General features: G+C 66.3%; 36 protein-coding genes. All 36 read left to right on the forward strand.

Annotation, left to right across the window (positions count from 1 at the left end):
• The first annotated feature begins 78 nt into the window (after positions 1-78).
• The 36 genes from rpsL (at position 79) to EV659_RS12485 (ending at position 23,831) form a co-directional block, all read left to right on the forward strand.
• Positions 79-450, forward strand: a complete 372-nt coding sequence (gene rpsL, locus EV659_RS12310; protein ID WP_132709192.1) for a 30S ribosomal protein S12 — start codon at positions 79-81, stop codon at positions 448-450.
• Between the two features lie 12 nt (positions 451-462).
• The gene (gene rpsG / locus EV659_RS12315) at positions 463-933 is read left to right on the forward strand and encodes a 30S ribosomal protein S7 (RefSeq protein ID WP_132709193.1); all 471 of its coding nucleotides are present in this window, start codon (positions 463-465) and stop codon (positions 931-933) included.
• 39 nt (positions 934-972) lie between these two features.
• Complete coding sequence (fusA, locus tag EV659_RS12320; protein ID WP_132709194.1) at positions 973-3,054, forward strand: elongation factor G; 2,082 nt, start codon at positions 973-975, stop codon at positions 3,052-3,054.
• A gap of 79 nt (positions 3,055-3,133) precedes the next feature.
• Positions 3,134-4,324, forward strand: a complete 1,191-nt coding sequence (tuf, locus tag EV659_RS12325; protein WP_132709183.1) for an elongation factor Tu — start codon at positions 3,134-3,136, stop codon at positions 4,322-4,324.
• A gap of 39 nt (positions 4,325-4,363) precedes the next feature.
• Entirely contained in the window at positions 4,364-4,678 is a 315-nt protein-coding gene (rpsJ, locus tag EV659_RS12330; RefSeq protein WP_132709195.1) for a 30S ribosomal protein S10, read from the forward strand.
• A gap of 5 nt (positions 4,679-4,683) precedes the next feature.
• A complete protein-coding gene (rplC, locus tag EV659_RS12335) occupies positions 4,684-5,418 on the forward strand; it encodes a 50S ribosomal protein L3 (RefSeq protein WP_132709196.1) in 735 nt (244 codons plus the stop codon).
• A 5-nt stretch (positions 5,419-5,423) separates the two neighbouring features.
• Entirely contained in the window at positions 5,424-6,044 is a 621-nt protein-coding gene (gene rplD, locus EV659_RS12340; RefSeq protein ID WP_132709197.1) for a 50S ribosomal protein L4, read from the forward strand.
• Complete coding sequence (locus EV659_RS12345) at positions 6,041-6,346, forward strand: 50S ribosomal protein L23 (RefSeq protein WP_132709198.1); 306 nt, start codon at positions 6,041-6,043, stop codon at positions 6,344-6,346. Before rplD ends, EV659_RS12345 begins: the two co-directional genes overlap by 4 nt.
• A 4-nt stretch (positions 6,347-6,350) precedes the next feature.
• Positions 6,351-7,187 carry a 50S ribosomal protein L2 gene (gene rplB, locus EV659_RS12350; protein WP_132709199.1) on the forward strand — a complete coding sequence of 279 codons (837 nt, stop codon included), beginning with the start codon at positions 6,351-6,353 and terminating at the stop codon, positions 7,185-7,187.
• 12 nt (positions 7,188-7,199) lie between these two features.
• On the forward strand, positions 7,200-7,481 hold the full coding sequence (rpsS, locus tag EV659_RS12355; protein WP_132709200.1) for a 30S ribosomal protein S19: 282 nt from the start codon (positions 7,200-7,202) through the stop codon (positions 7,479-7,481).
• Between the two features lie 2 nt (positions 7,482-7,483).
• Positions 7,484-7,864 (forward strand): 50S ribosomal protein L22, encoded by a 381-nt coding sequence (rplV, locus tag EV659_RS12360; protein WP_132709201.1) that lies wholly within the window; start codon positions 7,484-7,486, stop codon positions 7,862-7,864.
• On the forward strand, positions 7,864-8,565 hold the full coding sequence (gene rpsC, locus EV659_RS12365) for a 30S ribosomal protein S3 (RefSeq protein WP_132709202.1): 702 nt from the start codon (positions 7,864-7,866) through the stop codon (positions 8,563-8,565). The genes rplV and rpsC overlap by 1 nt, the downstream gene beginning before the upstream one ends.
• An 18-nt stretch (positions 8,566-8,583) precedes the next feature.
• On the forward strand, positions 8,584-8,994 hold the full coding sequence (rplP, locus tag EV659_RS12370; RefSeq protein WP_132709203.1) for a 50S ribosomal protein L16: 411 nt from the start codon (positions 8,584-8,586) through the stop codon (positions 8,992-8,994).
• A 16-nt stretch (positions 8,995-9,010) separates the two neighbouring features.
• Positions 9,011-9,202, forward strand: coding sequence for a 50S ribosomal protein L29 (gene rpmC, locus EV659_RS12375; protein WP_132709204.1), 192 nt, complete (start codon positions 9,011-9,013; stop codon positions 9,200-9,202).
• A 19-nt stretch (positions 9,203-9,221) separates the two neighbouring features.
• Positions 9,222-9,470 (forward strand): 30S ribosomal protein S17, encoded by a 249-nt coding sequence (gene rpsQ, locus EV659_RS12380; protein WP_132709205.1) that lies wholly within the window; start codon positions 9,222-9,224, stop codon positions 9,468-9,470.
• Positions 9,471-9,529: 59 nt separating this feature from the next.
• Positions 9,530-9,898, forward strand: coding sequence for a 50S ribosomal protein L14 (rplN, locus tag EV659_RS12385; protein WP_132709206.1), 369 nt, complete (start codon positions 9,530-9,532; stop codon positions 9,896-9,898).
• Complete coding sequence (gene rplX, locus EV659_RS12390; RefSeq protein ID WP_420877580.1) at positions 9,895-10,218, forward strand: 50S ribosomal protein L24; 324 nt, start codon at positions 9,895-9,897, stop codon at positions 10,216-10,218. The genes rplN and rplX overlap by 4 nt, the downstream gene beginning before the upstream one ends.
• Positions 10,211-10,789 carry a 50S ribosomal protein L5 gene (rplE, locus tag EV659_RS12395; RefSeq protein ID WP_132709208.1) on the forward strand — a complete coding sequence of 193 codons (579 nt, stop codon included), beginning with the start codon at positions 10,211-10,213 and terminating at the stop codon, positions 10,787-10,789. The genes rplX and rplE overlap by 8 nt, the downstream gene beginning before the upstream one ends.
• Before the next feature lie 14 nt (positions 10,790-10,803).
• Positions 10,804-11,109 carry a 30S ribosomal protein S14 gene (rpsN, locus tag EV659_RS12400; RefSeq protein ID WP_132709209.1) on the forward strand — a complete coding sequence of 102 codons (306 nt, stop codon included), beginning with the start codon at positions 10,804-10,806 and terminating at the stop codon, positions 11,107-11,109.
• A gap of 12 nt (positions 11,110-11,121) precedes the next feature.
• Positions 11,122-11,520, forward strand: coding sequence for a 30S ribosomal protein S8 (gene rpsH, locus EV659_RS12405; RefSeq protein ID WP_132709210.1), 399 nt, complete (start codon positions 11,122-11,124; stop codon positions 11,518-11,520).
• A gap of 20 nt (positions 11,521-11,540) precedes the next feature.
• Positions 11,541-12,080, forward strand: a complete 540-nt coding sequence (gene rplF, locus EV659_RS12410) for a 50S ribosomal protein L6 (RefSeq protein WP_132709211.1) — start codon at positions 11,541-11,543, stop codon at positions 12,078-12,080.
• Positions 12,081-12,092: 12 nt separating this feature from the next.
• Entirely contained in the window at positions 12,093-12,449 is a 357-nt protein-coding gene (gene rplR / locus EV659_RS12415) for a 50S ribosomal protein L18 (protein WP_132709212.1), read from the forward strand.
• A gap of 32 nt (positions 12,450-12,481) precedes the next feature.
• The gene (gene rpsE, locus EV659_RS12420; RefSeq protein WP_132709213.1) at positions 12,482-13,063 is read left to right on the forward strand and encodes a 30S ribosomal protein S5; all 582 of its coding nucleotides are present in this window, start codon (positions 12,482-12,484) and stop codon (positions 13,061-13,063) included.
• Positions 13,064-13,069: 6 nt separating this feature from the next.
• Positions 13,070-13,270, forward strand: a complete 201-nt coding sequence (gene rpmD / locus EV659_RS12425; RefSeq protein WP_132709214.1) for a 50S ribosomal protein L30 — start codon at positions 13,070-13,072, stop codon at positions 13,268-13,270.
• Positions 13,271-13,274: 4 nt separating this feature from the next.
• Entirely contained in the window at positions 13,275-13,766 is a 492-nt protein-coding gene (rplO, locus tag EV659_RS12430; RefSeq protein ID WP_132709215.1) for a 50S ribosomal protein L15, read from the forward strand.
• A 170-nt stretch (positions 13,767-13,936) separates the two neighbouring features.
• Positions 13,937-15,277, forward strand: coding sequence for a preprotein translocase subunit SecY (gene secY, locus EV659_RS12435; RefSeq protein WP_132709216.1), 1,341 nt, complete (start codon positions 13,937-13,939; stop codon positions 15,275-15,277).
• Positions 15,274-15,942 carry an adenylate kinase gene (locus EV659_RS12440; protein ID WP_132709217.1) on the forward strand — a complete coding sequence of 223 codons (669 nt, stop codon included), beginning with the start codon at positions 15,274-15,276 and terminating at the stop codon, positions 15,940-15,942. The genes secY and EV659_RS12440 overlap by 4 nt, the downstream gene beginning before the upstream one ends.
• 84 nt (positions 15,943-16,026) lie before the next feature.
• The gene (rpsM, locus tag EV659_RS12445; RefSeq protein ID WP_132709218.1) at positions 16,027-16,395 is read left to right on the forward strand and encodes a 30S ribosomal protein S13; all 369 of its coding nucleotides are present in this window, start codon (positions 16,027-16,029) and stop codon (positions 16,393-16,395) included.
• 48 nt (positions 16,396-16,443) lie between these two features.
• Positions 16,444-16,836, forward strand: a complete 393-nt coding sequence (gene rpsK, locus EV659_RS12450) for a 30S ribosomal protein S11 (RefSeq protein ID WP_132709219.1) — start codon at positions 16,444-16,446, stop codon at positions 16,834-16,836.
• An 85-nt stretch (positions 16,837-16,921) separates the two neighbouring features.
• Positions 16,922-17,938, forward strand: a complete 1,017-nt coding sequence (locus tag EV659_RS12455; protein WP_132709220.1) for a DNA-directed RNA polymerase subunit alpha — start codon at positions 16,922-16,924, stop codon at positions 17,936-17,938.
• Between the two features lie 45 nt (positions 17,939-17,983).
• Entirely contained in the window at positions 17,984-18,403 is a 420-nt protein-coding gene (gene rplQ / locus EV659_RS12460) for a 50S ribosomal protein L17 (RefSeq protein ID WP_132709221.1), read from the forward strand.
• A 153-nt stretch (positions 18,404-18,556) separates the two neighbouring features.
• Entirely contained in the window at positions 18,557-20,011 is a 1,455-nt protein-coding gene (locus EV659_RS12465; RefSeq protein ID WP_200287401.1) for a DegQ family serine endoprotease, read from the forward strand.
• A gap of 146 nt (positions 20,012-20,157) precedes the next feature.
• Complete coding sequence (locus EV659_RS12470; RefSeq protein ID WP_132709222.1) at positions 20,158-21,471, forward strand: replication-associated recombination protein A; 1,314 nt, start codon at positions 20,158-20,160, stop codon at positions 21,469-21,471.
• 45 nt (positions 21,472-21,516) lie between these two features.
• Positions 21,517-22,404, forward strand: a complete 888-nt coding sequence (locus tag EV659_RS12475; RefSeq protein ID WP_132709223.1) for a hypothetical protein — start codon at positions 21,517-21,519, stop codon at positions 22,402-22,404.
• Between the two features lie 24 nt (positions 22,405-22,428).
• Positions 22,429-22,836 carry a fluoride efflux transporter CrcB gene (gene crcB / locus EV659_RS12480; protein ID WP_132709224.1) on the forward strand — a complete coding sequence of 136 codons (408 nt, stop codon included), beginning with the start codon at positions 22,429-22,431 and terminating at the stop codon, positions 22,834-22,836.
• Positions 22,833-23,831, forward strand: a complete 999-nt coding sequence (locus EV659_RS12485) for an RluA family pseudouridine synthase (protein ID WP_132709225.1) — start codon at positions 22,833-22,835, stop codon at positions 23,829-23,831. The genes crcB and EV659_RS12485 overlap by 4 nt, the downstream gene beginning before the upstream one ends.
• Positions 23,832-23,899 lie beyond the last annotated feature (68 nt).

The following is a 23,899-nucleotide window of genomic DNA, read 5'->3' on the forward strand; positions in this document are numbered from 1 at the left end:
GGGGGGCTTGTTTTCTTGTGCCGACCGCCGTGCTTGGCGGGGATGCGCCGTAACCAGGGCTGAAGTGAGGCGAGCTGAATGCCGACTGTGAACCAATTGATCCGCAAGCCGCGGCAAGCGCCGGTTGAGCGTAAGAAGGTCCCGGCGCTGGAGGCGTGCCCGCAAAAGCGCGGCGTATGCACCCGCGTTTATACGACGACGCCGAAAAAGCCGAACTCGGCCTTGCGGAAGGTCGCCCGTGTGCGTCTGACCAACTCGATCGAGGTCACGGCCTATATTCCCGGTGAGGGCCACAATCTGCAGGAGCACTCGGTGGTGCTGATCCGCGGCGGCCGGGTGAAGGATTTGCCGGGCGTGCGCTACCACATTCTGCGCGGGACGCTCGACACCCAGGGTGTCAAGGACCGTCGCCAGAGCCGGTCGAAATACGGCGCCAAGCGGCCGAAGTAAGGGGAACCGATCATGTCGCGTCGCCATCGCGCAGAAAAACGGGAAGTCCTGCCCGATCCGAAATTCGGGGACACGGTGCTGACCAAGTTCGTCAACAATCTGATGCTCGACGGCAAAAAATCCGTCGCCGAGGGGATCGTCTACGGTGCCTTCGATCAGATCCAGGCGAAGGTCAAAACCGATCCTCTGGCGCTGTTCCACGAGGCGCTGGACAATGTGAAGCCGGCGATCGAGGTGCGGTCGCGCCGGGTCGGTGGTGCCACGTATCAGGTGCCGGTCGAGGTGCGCGGCGATCGCGCGCAGGCGCTGGCCACCCGCTGGCTGATTTCCGCAGCCCGCAAGCGCAACGAAACCACCATGAAGGCGCGCCTGGCGGGCGAGCTGATGGATGCGGCCCAGAACCGGGGTGCCGCGGTGAAGAAGCGCGAAGACACCCACAAGATGGCCGAGGCGAACAAGGCCTTCTCGCACTATCGCTGGTAATCGCTGACCGAGACGTCCTACGGACCCGAAGGAAGACCCATGCCTCGTCAAACGCCGCTGGAACGCTACCGTAATATCGGCATCATGGCCCACATTGATGCCGGCAAGACGACCACGACCGAGCGCATTCTGTATTACACCGGTCGCAGCCATAAGATTGGCGAGGTGCACGACGGTGCGGCGACCATGGACTGGATGGAGCAGGAGCAGGAGCGCGGCATCACGATCACGTCGGCCGCGACCACTGCGTTCTGGAACGACCATCGCGTCAACATCATCGACACGCCGGGCCACGTTGACTTCACCATTGAGGTGGAGCGCTCGCTGCGCGTGCTCGATGGTGCCGTTGCGGTGTTCGACTCCGTCGCCGGCGTCGAGCCGCAGTCCGAAACCGTCTGGCGTCAGGCCGATAAGTACGGCGTGCCGCGCATGGCGTTCGTCAACAAGATGGACCGGATGGGCGCCAATTTCGACCGCTGCGTCGAGATGATGGTCGAGCGTCTGGGCTGTACGCCGCTGGTTACGCAACTGCCGATCGGCGCGGAATCCGATTTCGTTGGTCTGGTCGATCTGATCCAGAACAAGGCGCTGGTCTGGAAAGACGAAACGCTGGGGGCCGAGTGGGAAATCCGGGACATCCCGGCCGACATGGCCGATGCCGCCGAAGAAGCCCGCACCACCATGATCGAGACCGCGGTCGAGCAAGACGAAGCGGTGATGGAAAAGTATCTCGAAGGTGAAGAGCCCACCGTCGAGGAGCTGAAGCGCTGCATCCGCAAGGGGACGCTCGCCAATGCCTTCGTGCCGGTGTTGTGCGGCTCGGCGTTCAAGAACAAGGGCGTTCAGCCGCTGCTCGACGCGGTGGTGGACTATCTGCCGGCGCCGACCGATGTGGCCTCGATCAAGGGTGTCGACGCCAAGGACCCGGAAAAGCCGATCGAGCGGAAGTCGTCGGACGACGAGCCGTTCTCGGCCCTGGCGTTCAAGGTGATGACCGACCCGTTTGTCGGCACGCTGACCTTCTGCCGGGTCTATTCGGGCAAGCTGGAGTCCGGCACGCAGGTGCTGAACTCGGTCAAGGGTAAGAAGGAAAAGGTCGGGCGCATGCTGCTCATGCACTCGAACCACCGCGAGGACATCAAGGAAGCCATGGCCGGCGATATCGTCGCCCTGGCCGGCCTGAAGGAGACCACCACCGGCGACACGCTGTGTGAGAACCTCAAGCCGGTGATCCTGGAGCGGATGGAGTTCCCCGAGCCGGTGATCGAGGTGGCCGTGGAGCCCAAGTCGAAGGCCGACCAGGAAAAGATGGGTGTGGCGCTCAATCGTCTGGCGCAGGAAGACCCCTCGTTCCGGGTCAAGTCGGACGAGGAATCCGGCCAGACGATCATTTCCGGCATGGGCGAGTTGCACCTGGACGTGCTGGTCGATCGGATGCGTCGCGAGTTCAAGGTCGAGGCCAATGTGGGTCAGCCGCAGGTGGCCTATCGCGAGAGCTTCGCCAAGGAAGTCCAGATCGATTACACGCACAAGAAGCAGACCGGCGGGTCGGGTCAGTTCGCGCGCTGTAAGATCGTCTTCCGGCCTGGCGAACTGGGCTCGGGCTTTGCCTTCAACGACAAGATCGTTGGCGGCCGGATCCCGCGCGAATACATCCCCGGTGTCGAAAAGGGCATCAAGGATGTGGCCGAGACCGGCGCGCTGATCGGCTTCCCGATCATCGACTTCGAGGTCGATCTGATCGACGGCGCCTATCACGATGTGGACTCGAGCGTCATGGCGTTCGAAATCGCCGGTCGCGGCGCCACCCGTGAGGCCGCCGAGAAGGCCGGCATCAAGCTGCTCGAACCGATGATGAAGGTCGAGGTGGTGACGCCCGAGGATTTCATCGGCGACGTGATCGGCGACCTGAACAGCCGTCGCGGCCAGGTTCAGGGCCAGGAGCCGCGTGGCCCGGCGGTGGCGATCAACGCCTTCGTGCCGCTGGCCAACATGTTCGGCTATGTGAAGCAGCTTCGCTCGTTCAGCCAGGGCCGGGCGCAATTCACCATGCAGTTCAGCCATTATGAGGAAGTGCCGTCGAGCGTGGCCGAAGAGCTGCGCGCCAAGCACGCCGGCTGAGCCCGCTAGCTAAACGCGAACGCGAACGGAACACAGCCTTGGCGCCGCCGCGCAGGGCCTGAGGATCGGAGACGGAAAGATGTCCAAAGAGAAGTTTGAACGCGATAAGCCGCACTGCAATATCGGCACGATCGGTCACGTCGACCACGGCAAGACCACGCTGACGGCGGCGATCACGAAGGTTCTGTCGGAGACGGGCGGGGCGACGTTTTCGGACTACGCCAACATCGACAAGGCGCCCGAAGAGCGCGAGCGCGGCATCACGATTTCGACCGCGCACGTGGAGTACACCACGGACAAGCGCCACTATGCGCACGTGGACTGCCCGGGTCACGCCGACTATGTGAAGAACATGATCACGGGTGCGGCGCAGATGGACGGGGCCATTCTGGTGGTTTCGGCGGCCGACGGCCCGATGCCGCAGACGCGCGAGCACATTCTGCTGGCCCGTCAGGTGGGTGTGCCTGCGATCGTGGTGTTCCTGAACAAGGTGGACCAGGTCGACGACGAAGAGCTCCTGGAGCTGGTCGAGCTGGAAATCCGCGAACTGCTGAGCGACTACGAGTTCCCCGGCGACGACATTCCGATCGTCGCGGGGTCGGCGCTGGCCGCCCTTGAGGGCCGCGATGCCGCCATTGGTGCCGAGAAGATCCAGGAACTGATGGCGCAGGTGGACGAGTATGTGCCGCAGCCGGAGCGTCCGGTGGACAAGCCGTTCCTGATGCCGATCGAGGACGTGTTCTCGATTTCGGGTCGCGGCACGGTGGTGACCGGCCGGGTCGAGCAGGGGATCGTGAAGGTTGGCGAGGAAGTGGAAATCGTCGGTCTGAAGGACACCAAGAAGACCACGGTGACCGGTGTTGAGATGTTCCGCAAGCTGCTCGACCAGGGCGAAGCGGGCGACAATATCGGTGCGCTGCTGCGCGGTGTGGCGCGCGACGACGTGGAGCGCGGTCAGGTTCTGGCCAAGCCGGGCTCGATCACGCCGCACACCAAGTTCAAGGCCGAGACCTACGTGCTGACCAAGGAAGAAGGCGGCCGTCACACGCCGTTCTTCGGCAACTACCGGCCGCAGTTCTACTTCCGGACCACGGACGTGACCGGGTCGGTGACGCTGCCCGAGGGCACCGAGATGGTGATGCCGGGCGATAACGTGACGCTGGAAGTGGAACTGATCGCGCCGATCGCCATGGACAGCGGCCTGCGTTTCGCGATCCGCGAAGGCGGCCGGACCGTCGGCGCCGGCGTCGTCGGCGACATCATCGAGTAATCAAGCGTGAGCGCGCGAGCGAGCTGAGAGAAAATAACCATGGAAGCGCAAAACATTCGCATCCGCTTGAAGGCGTTCGACCACCGGGTGCTGGATCAGGCGACCGGTGAGATCGCCGACACTGCAAAGCGGACCGGGGCGTTGCTGCGGGGACCGATCCCCATGCCGACCCGGATCGAGAAGTTTACCGTGCTGCGCTCGCCGCACGTCAACAAGAAGTCGCGCGAGCAGTTCGAGGTCCGCACCCACAAGCGGCTGCTGGATATCGTGCAGCCGACGCCGCAAACCGTCGACGCGCTGATGAAGCTCGACCTGGCGGCTGGCGTCGATGTCGAGATCAAGTTGCAGGGGTGAGCCAGATGCGCACGGGATTGATTGCAAAGAAGCTGGGCATGACCCGGATCTTCGACGAGCAGGGTCGCCACGTTCCGGTGACTGTGCTCGGCATCGAAAACTGCCAGGTGGTGGCCCATCGGACCAAGGACCGCGACGGTTACAGCGCGGTGCAACTGGGGGCCGCGGACGCCAAGGTCAAGCGGGTGAGCAAGGCGCAGCGGGGCCATTTCGCCAAGGCGGAAGTGGCGCCGAAGCGCAAGCTGACCGAGTTCCGGGTCGCCGAGGATGCGCTCGTCGATCTGGGCGCGGAAATCACCGCCGAACACTTCGTCAAGGGCCAGAAGGTGGACGTGGTCGGGACCAGCCAGGGTAAGGGCTTCGCCGGTGGCATGAAGCGCCACAATTTCGGCGGCCTTGAAGCCACCCACGGCATCTCGATCTCGCACCGGAGCCACGGCTCGACCGGTCAGTGTCAGGACCCTGGCCGGGTGTTCAAGGGCAAGAAGATGGCCGGCCATATGGGCGACCGTCGGGTGACCGTGCAGAACCTGGAAGTGGTGGACGCACGCGCCGATGACGGCCTGCTGCTGATCAAGGGGGCGGTGCCCGGCGCCAAGAACGGCTGGGTGCTGGTGAGCGACGCCGTCAAGGCGGCGGCGCCCGAGGGCCTGCCCTATCCGGCGGCGGTGCGCGCGGCGGCTGCTGAGACGGCGGCGCCGGCCGAGGCCGCGGGCGACACCGCGCAGAGTGAGGAATAAGACCGATGAAGGCGGACGTCATCACACTGGACGCCGAGAAAGCCGGCCAGGTCGACCTGGACGAGGCGGTCTTCGGCATCGAAGCGCGGGCCGATATCCTGCACCGGGTCGTGACCTGGCAGCTGGCGCGTCGGCGCGCAGGGACCCACGCGGTCAAGACCCGCGGCGAAGTGACCGGGACCACCAAGAAGTGGTACCGTCAGAAGGGCACGGGTAACGCGCGGCACGGCAACAAGAAGCCGAACATCTTCCGCGGCGGCGGCAATGCGCACGGCCCCAAGCCGCGCGACTATGAGTATTCGCTGCCGAAGAAGATCCGCGCGCTGGGCCTGCGCTCGGCGCTGTCGGCCAAGCAGGCGGCGGGTAAGCTGATCGTCGTCGATGCGGCGGCGCTCGACGCACCCAAGACCCGGACGCTCAAGGACAAGCTGGCCAAGCTGTCGCTGGACAATGCGCTGATCATCGACGGCGCGGAGGTGGACGCGAACTTCAAGCGCGCCGCTCAGAACCTGCCCAAGATCGACGTGCTGCCGAGCATGGGCGCCAATGTCTACGACATCCTGCGCCGCGACACGCTGGTGTTGACCAAGGCCGCGGTCGAGAAGCTGGAGGAGCGCCTGAAATGAAGGCCGAACCGAAGCATTACGACGTTTTGCGCGCGCCGGTGATCACCGAGAAGTCGACCCTGGGCTCGGAGCACGAGAATACCCAGGTGACTTTCAAGGTGGCCACCGACGCCACCAAGCCGGCGATCAAGGAAGCCGTGGAAGCGATCTACGGCGTCAAGGTCGAGGCGGTGAACACGCTGATCCTGAAGGGCAAGCAAAAGCGGTTCCGCGGCATTCGCGGCCGCCGGCCCGACGTGAAGAAAGCGATCGTGACGCTGGCCAAGGGCCAGTCGATCGACGTGACGACGGTGGGGGCCTAAGATCATGGCGCTGAAACAGCACAATCCCGTCACGCCGAGCCAGCGCCAGCTGGTGACCGTGGACCGCAGCGAGCTCTACAAGGGCAAGCCGGTCAAGACATTGACCGAGGGCCTGACCAAGAAGGGCGGACGCAACAATCACGGCCGGATCACCGCGCGGCGTCGCGGCGGTGGCCACAAGCGCACCTACCGTCGGATCGACTTCAAGCGTCAGAAGGTCGACATGCCGGCGACGGTCGAGCGGCTGGAATACGATCCCAACCGCACCGCCTTCATCGCGCTGATCAAGTACGAAGACGGCGAGCTGGCCTATATCATCGCGCCGCAACGGCTGAAGGCCGGCGACACGGTGGTGTCGGGCGCGCGCGTCGACGTGAAGCCGGGCAACGCCATGCCCCTGTCGGCCATGCCGATCGGCACGATCGTCCACAATGTGGAGCTCAAGCCGCGCAAGGGCGGCCAGATCGCGCGGGCGGCCGGCACCTATGTGCAACTGGTCGGCCGCGACCAGGGCTATGCGATCATCCGGTTGAACTCGGGCGAACAGCGCCGGGTGCCGGCGGCGTGCATGGCGACGGTGGGCGCGGTGTCCAACCCGGACAACCAGAACATCTCGCTGGCCAAGGCCGGCCGCAAGCGCTGGCTGGGCAAGCGCCCGTCGGTGCGCGGTGTGGCCATGAACCCGATCGACCACCCGCATGGGGGTGGTGAAGGCCGGACCTCGGGCGGTCGTCACCCGGTCACGCCGTGGGGCAAGCCCACCAAGGGCGCGCGCACCCGGAGCAACAAGGCGACGGACAAGTTCATTCTGCGCAGCCGCCACGAGCGGAAGAAGAAGTAAGGAGACGGCCTGATGGCGCGTTCGGTTTGGAAAGGCCCGTTTGTTGATCTTCATCTGCTGAAGAAGGCGGAAGAGCAGCAGGAAAAGGGTGGCGGCGGTGTGATCAAGACCTGGTCGCGCCGGTCGACGATCATGCCGCAGTTCGTCGGTTTGACCTTCAATGTCTACAACGGCCAAAAGTTCGTGCCGGTGTATGTGACCGAAGAGATGGTCGGCCAGAAATTTGGTGAGTTCGCACCGACCCGGACCTATTACGGGCATGCGGCGGACAAGAAGGCGAAGAGGAAGAAGTAGCCGTGGGTAAGAGCAAAAATCCGCGCCGGGTCGCCGATAATGAGGCGGTGGCGACGGCCACCATGCTTCGGGGCTCGCCGCAAAAGCTGAATCTGGTCGCGGCGGCAATCCGCGGCCTGCCGGTGGAACAGGCGTTGACGCAGTTGGCCTTCAACCGTCGCGGTCCCGCCCGGGATGTCAAGAAGGTGCTGGAGTCCGCCGTGGCCAACGCCGAAAACAACCATGATCTGGACGTGGACAACCTGGTGGTGTCCGAGGCCAGCGTGGGCAAATCGTTGACCATGAAGCGGTTTCGGGCCCGTGCCCGGGGCCGTGCGGCGCAGATCCAAAAGCCGTTCTCGCGGCTGCGCATCGTGGTTCGCGAAGTGGAGGAGCAGGCATAATGGGTCAGAAAGTTAATCCGATCGGCCTGCGTCTGGGCATCAACCGGACCTGGGATTCGCGCTGGTACGCCGGCGGTGACCGGTACGCTTCGCTGTTGCACGAAGATCTGCGCCTGCGCGAGTTCATCGCCAAGGAAGTGCCCCAGGCCGGCATCAGCCGGATCATCATCGAGCGGCCGGCCAAAAAGGCCCGGGTGACGATCTATTCGGCGCGCCCCGGGGTGATCATCGGCAAGAAGGGCATGGACATCGAGAAGCTGCGTCGCAAGCTGGAAAAGCTGGCGACCGGCGAGGTCAGCTTGAACATCGTCGAGGTGCGCAAGCCCGAGATCGACGCCAAGCTGATCGGCGACAATATCGCCCAGCAGTTGGAGCGTCGGGTGTCGTTCCGCCGCGCGCTGAAGCGGGCCGTGCAATCGGCCATGCGGCTCGGCGCCCAGGGGATCCGGGTCAATTGCGGCGGTCGCTTGGGCGGTGCCGAAATCGCGCGGACCGAATGGTACCGCGAAGGCCGGGTGCCGCTGCACACGCTGCGCGCCGATATCGACTATGCGCATTCGGAAGCGCGCACGGCCTATGGCGTGATCGGCATCAAGACCTGGGTGTTCAAGGGCGAGATCATGGCCCACGACCCCTATGCCCAGGAAAAGCGCATCCAGGAAGTCCAGTCGAGCGGCGGCGCGCCGTCCGGCCGGCGCTAAGCGGGAAGGAACAGGGCGATGTTACAGCCGAAACGGACCAAGTTCCGCAAGCAGCATAAGGGCCGCATCCACGGCCTGGCCAAGGGCGGCACCGACCTGAACTTCGGGCAGTTTGGCTTGAAGGCCGAAACCCCGGGCCGCGTGACCGCGCGCCAGATCGAAGCCGCGCGTCGGGCGATGACCCGGCACATCAAGCGCGCCGGCAAGATCTGGATCCGCGTGTTCCCCGACGTGCCGGTCAGTGAAAAGCCGGCCGAAGTCCGCATGGGTAAGGGTAAGGGCGCGCCGGAATTCTGGGCCGCCCGGGTCAAGCCCGGTCGGGTGATGTTCGAGATGGACGGCGTGCCGGAAGACCTGGCGCGCGGGGCGTTGGAGCGCGCGGCGTCGAAGCTGCCGGTTCAGACCCGCATCGTCGTTCGCATGCAGTAGCGTGGGAGCCGCAGCGATGAAAGCCACCGATCTTCGGGCCAAGTCGGCCGACGAGCTGACCGACAGCCTGCGCGATCTGAAGCGCGAGCAGTTCGGGCTGCGCGTGCAGGCCGCCACCGGCCAGTTGGAGAATACCGCACGGGTTGGCGAAGTGCGCCGCGATATCGCGCGCATCAAGACCGTGCTGAACGAGAAGGCCGCCCAGTAGGGCCGTCCGGGAGAGAGTAATGCCGAAACGCATCCTGCAGGGCGTGGTGGTCAGCGACAAGATGGACAAGACCGTGGTCGTGTCCGTCGAACGGCGCTTCAAGCACCCGCTTCTGGGCAAAATCGTGCGGCGGTCGAAGAAATTCCACGCCCACGACGAAGAGAACGAATGGAAATCGGGCGACCGGGTCCGCATCGAGGAATGCCGGCCGCTGTCGAAATCCAAAACTTGGCGCGTTGTGGGCGGCGAACACGTCCAGACCCTCTAGCGCGCGAAGTCCCATGGCAGGCCCCGAGACCGGGGCCCTGAGTGAAGGAAGTTGGACCCATGATCCAGATGCAGACGAACCTCGACGTCGCCGATAATTCCGGCGCCAAGAGGGTGCAGTGCATTAAGGTCTTGGGCGGATCGAAAAAGCGCACGGCCGGCGTTGGCGATGTCATCGTGGTGTCCGTGAAGGAAGCGATCCCCAAGGGCCGGGTGAAAAAAGGCGACGTCCACCGCGCGGTGGTGGTGCGGACCGCCAAGGAAGTGCGCCGTGCGGACGGCAGCACGATCCGCTTCGACCGCAATGCTGCTGTGCTGTTGAACAAGCAAGGCGAGCCGATCGGCACGCGCATTTTCGGCCCCGTGCTGCGCGAGCTGCGGGCGGCGAAATACATGAAGATTATCTCGCTGGCTCCGGAGGTGCTGTGATGGCGTCGAAGTTCAAGACCGGCGATCGGGTGATCGTCCTGGCCGGGCGCGACAAGGGCAAGCGCGGCCAGATCACCAAGATGCTGCCCAAGGAAGAACGCGCCGTGGTCTCGGGCGTCAATGTGGTCAAGCGCCACCGCAAGCCGAGCCAGGCCGCGCCCCAGGGCGGTATCGACGAGATGGAAGCGCCGATTCACCTGTCGAATCTGGCGCTTGAGGACCCCAAGGACGGCAACGCCACGCGGGTCGGGTTCAAGTTTCAAGACGATGGCCGGAAAGTGCGCGTCGCCAAGCGCTCCGGGGAGGTGATCGATGGCTGAGGCCGCTGTGGACAACGCCGCCGAGCGCTATGTGCCGCGCCTCCAACAGGTCTATCGCGAGCAGATTCGCGGTGAGCTGACGGAAAAGTTCGGCTACAAGAACCCGATGGAAGTGCCCAAGCTGGACAAGATCGTCATCAATGTGGGCGTTGGTGACGCGGTCCAGGACAGCAAGCGCATCCGCGCGGTCGAGCAGGAAATCGCCGCCATCGCAGGCCAGAAGCCGGTGGTGACGCGGGCCAAGAAGTCGGTCGCCGGCTTCAAGCTGCGCGAGGGCATGCCGATCGGCGTCAAGGTGACGCTGCGGCGCAACCGGATGTACGAATTCCTCGACCGCCTGGTGACCATCGCGTTGCCGCGGGTGCGGGACTTCCGGGGCGTCAGCCCGAAGAGCTTCGACGGTCGCGGCAACTACGCGCTGGGCCTGAAGGAACAGATCGTCTTCCCCGAGATCGAGTACGACAAGGTCGAGCACGTGCGGGGCATGGACATCATTATCGCCACGACGGCGAAGACGGACGACGAAGCGCGCGCCCTGCTGGCCGCCTTCCAGATGCCGTTCCGTCAGTGATTGGGAGCTGAGCAATGGCGAGAAAAGGCTCTGTGGAGAACAACAAGAAGCGCGCGCGGCTGGCGAAGCAATATGCGGCCAAGCGGGCTCGGTTGAAGGCGATCTCGGAAGATCTGTCGCTGCCTGAGGACGAGCGGTTCCTGGCTCGGCTGAAGCTGGCCGAACTGCCGCGCAATGCGGCGCCCACCCGTGTGCGTAATCGCTGCGAGGTGTCGGGGCGTCCGCGCGGTTTCTATCGCAAGTTCAAGATGTCGCGGATCGCGCTGCGTGACCTGGCCAGTGAAGGCAAGGTCCCCGGCGTCGTGAAGTCGAGCTGGTAAGGAGCGGCACCGATGAGTATGCAAGACCCCCTTGGGGATATGCTGACGCGGATCCGCAATGGCTTGCGGGCGCGCAAGGACATGGTGCCGGCGCCGGCGTCGCGCAACCGGGAACGGGTGCTGGACGTGTTGCAGCGGGAAGGCTATATCCGCGGCTATGAGCGTGTGGAGCTGGGCAACAACAAGGCCGAGCTGCGCATCTTTCTGAAGTATTTCGAAGGCGACCCCGCGATCCGGTCCATCGACCGGGTGTCGAAGCCGGGTCGGCGTATCTACGCCGGCGTGCGCGATCTGCCGCGGGTGGCCAACGGGCTGGGTATTTCGATCGTCTCGACGCCGAAGGGCGTGCTGTCCGACGCGGAAGCGCGTGAGGGCAATGTGGGCGGCGAAGTGCTCTGCACCGTGTTTTAACCGGCCGGGGGACAGAACAGATGTCGCGTATCGGTAAGAAGGCGATCGAGATTCCGTCCGGTGTCACGGTCAACGTCGACGGCCAGGACATCTCGGTCAAGGGTCCCAAGGGCGAAATGGCCCTGACCCTGGTCGACGAGGTCGAGGCTCGTTGGGAAGACGAAAACAAAGCGCTGTCGATCATGCCGCGCAAGACGGACAAGCGCCACCGCTCCATGTGGGGCATGCAGCGCACCCGCGTGGCCAATCTGGTCGAGGGCGTGTCCCAGGGCTTCACCAAGAAGCTGGAAATCAACGGCGTCGGCTACCGGGCGCTGTTGAAGGGCAAGGAGCTGCAACTGCAGCTCGGCCTCAGCCACGACGTGATGTTCCCGATCCCCGAGGGGGTCGACGTTCAGGTGCCGGACAACACGACGGTGATCGTGTCGGGCGCGGACAAGCAGCAGGTCGGCCAGGTGGCCGCCAAAATCCGCGAGTACCGGAAGCCGGAACCCTATAAGGGCAAGGGCATCAAGTACGAAGGCGAGTATATCTTCCGCAAGGAAGGCAAGAAGAAATAAGGACGAGCGGCAATGGCTAAGCGACTTACTCAGTTCGAGCGGCGCCGGCAGCGCCTGCGCACGCAAATCCGCCGCAAGAGCGGCGGGCGCCCGCGTCTGTCCGTTCACCGCTCGTCGAAGAACATCTACGCGCAGGTCATCGACGACGCGGCCGGCCGCACGCTGGCGGCCGCCTCGACGCTCGATGCCAGCCTGCGCGACAAGGGCGGCGCGGACACCGATGCGGCCAAGGCGGTCGGCAAGCTGATTGCCGAACGCGCCAAGAGCGCCGGCATCGAGCAGGTGGTGTTCGACCGCGGCGGTTTCATCTATCACGGGCGGGTCAAGGCGCTGGCCGACGCCGCGCGCGAGGGCGGTCTGGACTTCTGACCGACCTGGCGTACAGACGAGAGGAATAGGCGATGGCACGCGCTGACAGAGACAATCGCGAAGACAGCGACCTGGTCGAACGACTGGTCCACATCAATCGCGTGGCGAAAGTGGTCAAGGGCGGCCGGCGGTTCGGCTTTGCCGCCCTGGTCGTGGTGGGCGACGGCAAGGGTCGGGTCGGTTTCGGTACCGGCAAGGCCCGCGAGGTCCCCGAGGCGATCCGCAAGGCCACCGACCAGGCGAAGAAGACGATGATCCGGGTGCCGCTGCGCGAAGGCCGCACGCTGCACCACGACGTCAAGGGCCGGCACGGCGCCGGTCGGGTGATGCTGCGCTCGGCGACGCCGGGGACGGGCATCATTGCCGGCGGGCCGATGCGCGCCGTGTTCGAAAGCCTGGGCGTTCAGGACGTGGTCACCAAGTCCAACGGGACCTCGAACCCCTATAACATGGTCCGCGCCACGTTCGACGCGCTGGCCCGCCAGTCGAGCCCGCGCACCGTGGCGCAGCGTCGTGGCCTCAAGGTCAGCGACCTGGTCGCCCGGCGCTCGGTGGTCGAAGGCGGCGGTGCTTCCAAGGCGGCGGCCGAATATGAGGCGGCCAGCGGGGAGTAATCGGACATGGCCAAGAAACCGAGCAAGGCGAAATCCATCACCGTGACCCAGACCGGCAGCCCGATCCGGCGCCACAAGGACCAGCGCGAGACGCTGGTCGGCCTGGGGCTCAACAAGATGCATCGGACGCGCACCCTGGAAGACAGCCCGGCGGTGCGCGGCATGATCGACAAGGTCAAACACCTTGTCCGCGTGGAAGAGGTGTAGGATCATGAAACTCAACGATCTGCGCGACAATCCGGGTGCCCGTAAGGGCCGGATGCGCGTCGGCCGCGGTCTCGGCTCGGGCAAGGGCAAGACCGGCGGGCGTGGTTACAAGGGCTACAAGTCGCGGTCGGGCTCGTCGGTGAACGGGTTCGAGGGCGGCCAGATGCCGATCCACATGCGGCTGCCCAAGCGCGGCTTCAACAACATCTTCGCCAAGGACTATGCCGAGGTGAATGTGGGGCGGTTGCAGGCCGCCGTGGATGCCGGCAAGCTCGACGCGACCAAGCCGGTGGATGCTGAGGCGCTCAAGGCCGCCGGCGTGATCCGCCGGGTCAAGAAGGACGGCGTGCGGGTGCTGGGCAAGGGCGACTTGACCGCCAAGCTCGACCTGCAGGTGGCCGGTGCCACCAAGGGCGCCGTGGCCGCCATTGAAAAGGCTGGCGGTTCGGTCACCGTGACCGCCCCGGCGCCGGCTAAGGCCGCCGACGCCGACTGATCGCCGACCGGGCGGCCGGGCGCTGTGGGCGCCCGCCGCCCGGGTTCCGGCGGCGGCCCCCAGGCCGGTACCGCGCCGGCACCCGCCGGCTCGTGTGCGTGCATAGACCGGTGCGTGGCTAGACCGGCGACGGTCCGCGCCGGCCGGGCCCAGAAGGAGCGACTTCCAACATGGCATCTGCCGCAGAGCAACTTGCGTCCAATCTCAACTTCAGCGCCTTTGCCAAGGCGGACGAGTTGAAGCGCCGTCTGCTGTTCACGATCACCATCCTGATCGTGTACCGCTTCTGCACCTATGTGCCGCTGCCGGGGATCGATCCCGACGCGCTGGCTCGGTTCTTCGAGCAGCAGCGCAGCATGGGCGGCAGTATGCTGGACGTGGTCAACGTCTTCTCCGGCGGGGCGTTGCAGCGCATGTCGATCATCGCGCTCAACATCATGCCCTACATCTCCGCCTCGATCATCATGCAGCTGCTGACGACCATGTCGCCGGCCTTGGCCGCGATGAAGAAGGAAGGCGAGGCCGGGCGCAAGAAGATCAACCAATACACCCGCTACGGCACGGTTCTGTTGACCGCGGTGCAGGGCTACGGCCTGGCGCTGACGCTGCAAAGCGGCGGGATGGTCTCGGCCGAGAATGCCGGGGCGTTCTTCCAGGCCAGCACGGTGATCTCGCTGGTCGGCGGCACCATGCTGCTGATGTGGCTCGGCGAACAGATCAGCGCGCGCGGCGTTGGTAACGGCATTTCGCTGATCATCTTCGCGGGCATCGTGGCGGAACTGCCGCGGGCGTTCGCCCAGATCGCCACGTCCAACATGAGCACGCTGGCCACCCTGGCGCTGATCGCCGGCGCCATCGGCCTGATCTACCTGATCGTGTGGGTCGAGCGCGCCCAGCGCCGGATTCTGATCCAGTATCCCAAGCGCCAGATGGGCAACCGGATGTTCCAGGGCGACACCTCGCACCTGCCGCTCAAGCTCAATACCGCCGGGGTGATCCCGCCGATCTTCGCCAGCTCGATCCTGCTGATGCCCCTGACGGTGGCCAGCTTCTCCAGCAGCCAGGACGGCGGGCCGGCATGGGTCAACACGTTCACGGCCCTGCTCGGCCAGGGTCAGCCGCTCTATCTGGCGCTGTTCGCCGCAGGGATCATCTTCTTCGCCTTCTTCTATACGTCGATCGTGTTCAATCCCTCGGACACGGCCGACAATCTGAAGAAGCATGGCGGCTTCGTGCCGGGCATCCGGCCGGGCAAGCGGACGGCTGAATACATCAACTATGTGTTGGTCCGCTTGACCGTGGTCGGCGCCATCTATCTGGCGATCATCTGTACGATCCCGGAGTTCCTGCGCGCCAAGAACGCGATCCCGTTCGCGCTCGGCGGCACCAGCTTCCTGATCATGGTCAATGTGACCATGGACACCGTCGCCCAGATCCACAGCCACCTGCTGGCCCACCAGTATGAGGGGCTGATCAAGAAATCCAAGCTGCGGGGAGGACGGAAGAAATGATTATCGTCTTGATGGGACCGCCGGGCGCCGGTAAAGGCACCCAGGCGTCGCGGTTGGAACAGCAACACGGGCTGGTGCAATTGTCCACCGGCGACATGCTGCGCGCCGCGGTGCGCAACGAAACCGCGGTGGGGCTGGAGGCCAAGTCCTACATGGATGCGGGCGATCTGGTCCCGGACCAGGTGGTGGTCGGCATCATTGCCGAGCGGACGGCGAAACAGGATTGCGAAAACGGTTTCGTGCTCGACGGCTTCCCGCGCACGGTGGCCCAGGCCGAGGCGCTCGACGCCATGCTGTCGGAGCGCGGCGCCCAGGTCGACCAGGCGGTCGAATTGACCGTGTCGGAAGAAGCGCTGGTCGAGCGGATCACCGGTCGGTTCAGTTGCGCCAAATGCGGCGAAGGCTACCACGATCAGTTCAAGCGGCCGGCCCAGGCCGGGGTGTGCGATCGCTGTGGCTCGACCGAGTTTACGCGTCGTGCCGACGACAACGAACAGACGGTGCGCGAGCGCTTGGCCGCGTACCGGCAAAAAACCGCCCCGGTGCTCGGCTACTATGGCGCCAAGGGGCTGTTGACCGAGATCGACGGGCTGCAGTCGATCGACACCGTGGCGCACCAGATGGACGACGCGCTCGGGGTCACGAATCTCGAACCGCGCTGTTGACGCGACGGTCGAAATGGGTACACTCGCGCGCTTCCGAGCGGCGGGGCAAAAATTAAACGGTTAAGCCGAGGCAGGAGAACGGTCGTGGCGCGTATTGCAGGGGTGAATATTCCGACCAACAAACGGGTCGAGATCGCCTTGACGTATATTCATGGAATCGGTCCCACGCGGGCCAAGGAAATCTGCCAGCGTTTGGGCGTGGCGTCGGAACGGCGCGTCAACGAGCTGTCGGATGCTGAAGTGGTGCAGCTGCGCGAGGTGATCGACAGCGACTTCACGGTCGAGGGCGATCTGCGGCGCGAAACCGCGATGAACATCAAGCGGCTGATGGATTTGGGCTGCTATCGCGGCCTGCGTCACCGCAAGCATCTGCCGGTGCGCGGTCAGCGGACCAGCACCAACGCCCGGACCCGCAAGGGTAAGGCCGTGCCGATCGCGGGCAAGAAAAAGTAAGCATTCAGTGGGCCGGACGGCACCGCGGCGGACAATTAGGATACGAGAATGGCCAAGGAACAAGCAGGACGCGTCAAGCGCCGCGAGCGGAAGAATATTTCTTCGGGCGTGGCGCATGTGAACGCCTCGTTCAACAACACCATGATCACCATTTCCGATGCCCAGGGCAATGCGATTTCCTGGTCGTCGTCGGGGATGATGGGCTTCAAGGGCTCGCGCAAGTCGACCCCTTATGCCGCTCAGGTGGCGGCCGAGGATGCCGGCCGCAAGGCGCAGGAACACGGCATGCGCACGCTGGAAGTGGAAGTGAAGGGCCCGGGCTCGGGGCGCGAATCGGCGCTGCGCGCATTGCAGGCGATCGGCTTCCAGATCACCTCGATCCGCGACGTCACGCCGATCCCGCACAACGGTTGCCGGCCGCCCAAGCGCCGGCGGGTCTGATCGCCACCACCCGGCGGCAGGGGCAGGTGCGTCCGGTCTCGGCCGGGCGCCCTTTTTGAACACTAGGGAACGCGAGGATGTCGTCGTGATCCAAAAGAATTGGCAGGAACTGATCAAGCCGAGCGGCCTGGAGATCGTGCCCGGGGTCAACCCCGAGCGGCGCGCGCAGGTGATCGCCGAGCCGCTGGAGCGCGGTTTCGGCATGACGCTCGGCAATGCGCTGCGGCGGGTGCTGCTGTCCTCGCTGCAGGGCGGCGCGGTGACCGCGATTCAGATCGAGGGCGTGCTGCACGAGTTCTCGTCGATCGACGGCGTTCGCGAAGACGTCACCGACATCGTGCTCAACGTCAAGCAGTTGCCGGTGAAGGTCGAGACCGACCAGCCCAAGCGTCTGCACCTGACCGCCACCGGGCCGGGCGAGGTGCGGGCCGGCCAGATCGCCGAAGTGGCGGGCGTCGAGATCATGGACAAGGACCTGATCATCTGCACGCTCGACGACGGCGCCACGTTGAACATGGAATTGTGGGTCGATTCGGGCAAGGGCTATGTGCCGGCCGACCGCAATCGCCCCGAAGACGCGCCCATCGGCCTGATCCCCGTGGACGCGCTCTACAGCCCGATCCGCCGGGTCGCTTACAAGGTCGAGAACACCCGCGAGGGTCAGATCCTCGACTATGACAAGCTGACCCTGGACATCGAGACCGACGGGTCGATCAGCCCCGAAGACGCGGTGGCGTTTGCCGCGCGGATCCTGCAAGACCAGCTTCAGTTGTTCATCAATTTCGAGGAACCGACCGAAGCCCTGGCCACCAAGGAAGAGGGCGAGCCGCCGTTCAACAAGAACTTCCTGCGCAAGGTCGACGAGTTGGAACTGAGCGTCCGCTCGGCCAACTGCCTGAAGAACGACAATATCGTCTATATCGGCGATCTGGTGCAGAAGACCGAGGCCGAGATGCTGCGGACGCCCAACTTCGGCCGCAAGTCGCTCAACGAGATCAAGGAAGTGTTGAGCCAGATGGGCCTCAGCCTGGGCATGGAAGTGCCCGGTTGGCCGCCGGACAATATCGAGGAACTGGCGAAGAAGCTGGAGAACGATTACTGAGGCTGCCGGGTTTGAACCGGGTCTCGGAGCTAACGGAGTAGGACCATGCGTCACCGCAAATCGGGCCGCAAATTCAATCGCACGTCGAGCCATCGCCAGGCCATGTTCAAGAACATGGCGCAGGCGCTGGTCAAACACGAACAGATCGTCACCACTCTGCCCAAGGCCAAGGACCTGCGTCCGGTGGTCGAAAAGCTGATCACCCTGGGCAAGAAGGGCGGTCTGGCCAATCGTCGTCTGGCCATCGCGCGGCTCGGCGACGTCAAGCTCGCCGACAAGCTGTTCAGCGAACTGGCCGAGCGTTATCAGGACCGCCCCGGCGGCTATGTGCGGGTGCTGAAGGCCGGCTTCCGCACCGGCGACGCCGCGCCGATGGCGGTGATCGAACTGGTCGACCGCAACCCCGAGGCCAAGGGCCAGGATTCAGGGCCGGTCGAGACCGAAGAGCTGGAAGAAGCGGCCTGATCGGGCTGCGGCTTGCACCGGCAGGGCGGGTCGGCCATGGGCCGATAGCCAGAGGATGAAGGCGGCGCCCCGGTGCCGCCTTTTTTCGTGGCAATAGACGCCAGAGGCTTTTTCTCGGCACAACTGACAGCGTTTTGCGACGGGAGACGACAGATGGCCAAGCTGTGGCTGATGACGGCGGGACTGGGGGCGGCGTTGCTGCTGGGCGCGGCGGGCGCCAAGGTGCCGGTGGCTCAGGAGATCGAGCGCCAGGTGCCCCATGACCGCCAGGATGTGCTGCTCAGCTATGCCCCGGTGGTCGAGCGGGTGGCGCCTGCGGTGGTCAACATCTACACGCGCAAGCAGGTGGCGGCGCGCGAGTCGGCCATGGCGCAGATGTTCCGCGAATTCTTCGGCCAGGACATCCCGCAGCGCCGGCGCCAGCGGGTGTTGTCGTCGCTCGGCTCGGGCGTCATCGTGCGCCCCGACGGGGTGATCGTCACCAACAACCATGTGGTCGCCGACGCCGACGAGATCACCGTCGCCTTGAGCGACCGGCGCGAATTCGATGCCGAGGTGGTGGTCGCCGACGAACGCACCGATCTGGCCGTGCTGCGCATCGACACCGACGGCGAGAAGCTGCCCACCTTGGCGTTCGCCGATAGCGAGACCGCCATGGTCGGCGACATCGTGTTGGCGATCGGCAACCCCTTCGGCCTCAACCAGACGGTGACCAGCGGGATCGTCTCGGCGACCGCGCGCACGCGCGTCGGCATCACCGACCTCAATTTCTTCATCCAGACCGACGCGGCGATCAACCCGGGCAATTCCGGCGGCGCGCTGGTCGACCTGCAGGGCCGGCTGTTGGGCGTCAACTCGGCGATCTATTCGCGCTCGGGTCAGTCGGCGGGCATCGGCTTCGCGGTGCCGGCCAACATGGTCGAGACGGTGGTGCGCGCGGCGCTCAACGAGGGCGAGGTGGTGCGCCCGTGGATCGGCGTCGCGACCCAGCCGGTGACCCGCAATCTGGCCGCCAGCCTCGGGCTCGACCGGCCCGGCGGCGTGTTGATCGACCGCTTGTATCCCAAGGGTCCGGCCGAGCGCGCCGGCCTGCGCCCGGGCGATGTGATCCTGGCGGTCAATGGGCGTGAGGTGCTGGACGAAAGCGCGCTGACCTTCCGCGTCGCCACCACCCGGCCGGGCAGCGCGGCGGCGGTCACCATCCTGCGCGACGGCCGCACCCGCGACATCGCGGTCGACGTGGCGCTGCCGCCCGAGCGGCCGAAGCGCGACCTGACCGCCCTCGACGGCCGGCACCCGTTCCAGGGCGTCGAGGTGGGCAATCTGTCGCCGCGCTTCAACGACGAACTGGGCCTCGACCCGTTCGCCGAGGGCGTGGTGGTGGTGGCGGTGGAGCGGCGCAGCCCGGCGGGGCGTCTGCGTTGGCTGCGCAAGGGCGACATCATCCGCGGCGTCGACGGCACCAAGGTGGACGATGTGGCGGAGCTGGAGCGGCTGTTGGACGACACGGGCTCGCCGTTCAACTATCGCATCGAGCGCGACGGCCAGGTCGCCGACTGCGTCATCGCCGACCGCGGCCGCCGCTTCGGCTGCCAACGGGTGCGCTGACCGGGATGCTGACCGGAGCACCGATCGCCACCGCGGTCGGTCCGGGCGGGTCGGGCCGGGCGCCCGCTCACCAGCCGGCCCGGTGGCTTGTGTCGGTGGCCGGAACGGATTAGGAACACCGGTGTAGCACCGCGAGGCAGCAGCCCATGAGTGATCTTTTCGAGCAGGCCGGCATGGCCGAGGCAGCGCCGCGGCCCTTGGCCGACCGGTTGCGGCCCACGGCGCTCGACCAGGTGGTCGGTCAGGACCATCTGTTGGGTGCCGGCGCGCCGCTTGCGCGCATGGTCGAAACCGGCCATCTGGGCTCGCTGGTATTGTGGGGGCCGCCCGGGACCGGCAAGACCACCATCGCCCGCCTGTTGGCCGAGCGCACCGGGCTCGCCTTTACCCAGGTGTCGGCGATCGGCACCGGCGTCGCCGAATTGCGCAAGGTGTTCGACCAGGCCGCCCAGCGCCGCCGCACCGGCCAGGGCACGCTGTTGTTCGTCGACGAGATCCACCGCTTCAACCGCGCCCAGCAGGACAGCTTTCTGCCCCATGTGGAGGACGGCACCGTCACCCTGGTCGGCGCGACCACCGAGAACCCGTCGTTCGAGCTCAACGCCGCCCTGCTCAGCCGCATGCAGGTGCTGGTGCTCAAGCGCCTCGACGACGCCGCGCTCGACGCGCTCTTGGCCCGCGCCGAGGCGCATATGGGCCGCGCCTTGCCGCTGACCCATGAGGCGCGCGCGCAACTCAAGGCGATGGCCGATGGCGATGGGCGCTATGCGCTGACCACCGCCGCGGCGGTCTTCGATCTGGCGCCCGGCCCGCTCGACCCCGCCGGCCTCGCCGAGTTGATCCAGCACCGCGCGCCCCACTATGACAAGGACCGCGAAGAGCATTACAATCTGATTTCGGCGCTGCACAAGGCGCTGCGCGGTTCGGACCCGGACGCGGCGCTCTATTGGCTCGCGCGCATGCTCAGCGCCGGCGAGGACCCGCTTTATGTGGCGCGCCGGCTGATCCGCTTCGCCTCGGAGGATATCGGTCTGGCCGACCCTGCCGCCCTGACCCAGGCGCTCGCCGCGCGCCAGGCCTATGAGGTGCTCGGCAGCCCCGAGGGCGAGTTGGCGATCGTCCAGGCGACGCTCTATCTGGCCACCGCGCCCAAGTCGAACGCGGCCTATGCGGCGCAAAAGGCCGCCTGGGCCAAGGCGCGGGCGACCGGGTCGCTGATGCCGCCCAAGCATATCCTCAATGCGCCCACCGGCTTGATGAAGGATCTGGGCTACGGCAAGGGCTATGCCTATGACCATGACACCGAGCAGGGCTTTTCGGGCCAGGACTATTTCCCCGACGAGATGGCGCGCGAGCAGTTCTACCGGCCGCGCGGTCGGGGCTATGAGGCCCGGGTCGCCGAGCGGCTGGCGGGCTGGGAGCGGCTGCGCGCCAAGGCTGGCCAGGACGGCGGCCGCTGATCGGCCGGCCGGGCGCGCTTGGCCGGCGCGACCGGACCGCCGCCGATGACCTGGGGCGCCTTCGACGCCTTCGTCGCCATCGACTGGACCGGGGCGGTGGGGCGCCGGCATCCCGGCATTGCCGTGGCGCTGGCCGAGCCCGGCCGGGCCGCGCCCCGGCTGGTCTGGCCCGAAGACCGGGGGGCCTGGTCGCGCACCGGCGTGCTCGCCTGGCTCGGCGAGGCGGCGGCGGTGCGCCGGCTGCTGGTCGGTTTCGACTTTTCCTTCTCGCTGCCGTTCATCGATCTCGGCGCCTATGCCCCCGGTCTCGACGCCGCCCGGGTGCCGACGCGCGCGCGCGACCTGTGGGCGTGGCTCGACGCCCTCGCCGCCGGCACCGAGGGCGCGGAGGATCTGGGGCCGGGGACAATCGCCCGCGACGGCCCGCTGGCCGCCTATTTTCTGACCGCCAAGCCGGCCGGCCGGCACTTCCAGCGCCGCTTTCGGCTGACCGAGCATCTGTGCCGCGAGGCCGGGCAGGGCAATGCCCAGTGCGTGTTTCACCTGATCGGCCCCAACCAGGTGGGCAAGGCGTCGCTCGCCGGGATGCGCCTGCTGCACCGTTTGGACGGTTTCGCCGTCTGGCCGTTCGACCGGCGGCAAACCGGCGCGTCGGTGGCGGTGGAGATCTATACCGGCCTGTGCATCCGCGACGCCGGTCTCGGCCAGCGCAAGGTCGCCGACCATGCCGGGCTCGCCGAGGCGCTCGGCGCCCTGGCCAGCGACGCGGTGGCGCCGGATGGCGATGCTGCGGCGCTCAACGACCATGGCGCCGACGCGCTGATCGGGGCGGCGTGGCTGCGCGCGCGCGCCGGCGATGCCCGGCTCTGGCGGCCGCGTGCGTTGTCGGCTAAGGTGCGCCGCGCCGAGGGCTGGACCTTCGGCGTTGTGTAAGCCGATTTCAGGAGTGCGTGTTCCATGGCCGGTGTTCCGCCCGTCCTTGCCATCGCCCTTGGCGGGGCCCTGGGCGCCGTCAGTCGGCACTATGTCTCGGCGACGGTCATGCGCTGGTGGGGCCAGACCGGCGGCGGGGCGTTTCCGCTTGGCACCCTGGCGGTCAATGTGGCGGGCTCGGCGCTGATGGGGCTGCTGGTCGGCCTGTTGGTCGGCCGCTTCGACGCCGGCGTCGCGTTGCGCTCGTTCCTGACCGTGGGCTTTCTGGGCGGTTTCACCACCTTTTCCACCTTTTCGCTGGAGACCATGCTGCTGATCGAAAAGAACCAATGGGCCCTGGCCGGCGCGTATGCGCTGCTGTCGGTGGGGTTGTGCGTGGCCGCTGCGTTTGCCGGTCTGGCGCTTGCCCGCGGCGTGGGGGCTGGCCTGTGAGCGGCGCCGAGACGGTGACGGTCGGCGCCGAGGACGACGGGGTCCGCCTCGACCGCTGGTTCAAGCGCCACTATCCGGGGCTTGGCTTCGGCGCGGTGTCCAAGCTGGTGCGCACCGGCCAGGTGCGGGTCGACGGCAAGCGTGCCAAGGTGGGCGACCGCCTGGTCGCGGGCCAGGCGGTGCGCGTGCCGCCCATGGACCGTGAGGCGGCGCGTCAGCCGGCGGCGGGGCCGGCGGCCAAGCCGCGCCCGGCGGTGTCGGCGCGCGACGCGGCGGATCTGCGCGCCCGGGTGCTGCACAAGGACGACCATGTGCTGGCGATCGCCAAGCCGGCGGGGCTCGCGGTCCAGGGCGGCTCGGGGGTGGCGAGGCATCTCGACGGGATGCTCGACGCGCTGACGTTCGAGAAGGACGAGCGCCCGCGGCTGATCCACCGGCTCGACAAGGACACCTCGGGCGTGCTGTTGCTGGGCCGTACGGCGCAGGCCGCCGCCCAGTTGGGCAAGGCGTTTCGCAGCCGGGCCGCGCACAAGGTCTATTGGGCGCTGGTCATGCGCGTGCCCCGGGTGCGCGCGGGCGAGATCCGCGGCGCCATGGACAAGCAGGGCGGCGCGGGCCAGGAGAAAATGGCGCTCGACCCCGAGGGCAAGGCGGCGGTGACGCTCTATTCGGTGGTCGACCAGGCAGCACAGAAGGCCAGTTGGTTGGCGCTCAAGCCGCTGACCGGGCGCACCCACCAGTTGCGCGTGCACAGTGCCGCGATCAATCACCCGATCGTCGGCGACGGCAAGTATGGCGGGCGCGAGGCGTTTCTGGGCGGCCAGGTGTCGCGCAACCTGCACCTGCACGCGCGCGCGATCACGCTGCCCCATCCGGCGGGCGGGCGGCTCAGCGTCACCGCGCCGCTCGAAGGCCATATGCTGAAAACCTGGGAGACCTTCGGCTGGGACCCCGATTATGCCGAGGACCCGTTCGAGGACGACGGCGCGCGCTGACCGCGGGATTGACTGATCGGCTGATTGACTGACCCGGTGGCCGCGCGTCGCCCCCGTTGCTTCCGTTG

Origin of the sequence: Rhodothalassium salexigens DSM 2132 (assembly GCF_004341375.1) — a bacterium.
Taxonomy (GTDB): domain Bacteria; phylum Pseudomonadota; class Alphaproteobacteria; order Sphingomonadales; family Rhodothalassiaceae; genus Rhodothalassium; species Rhodothalassium salexigens.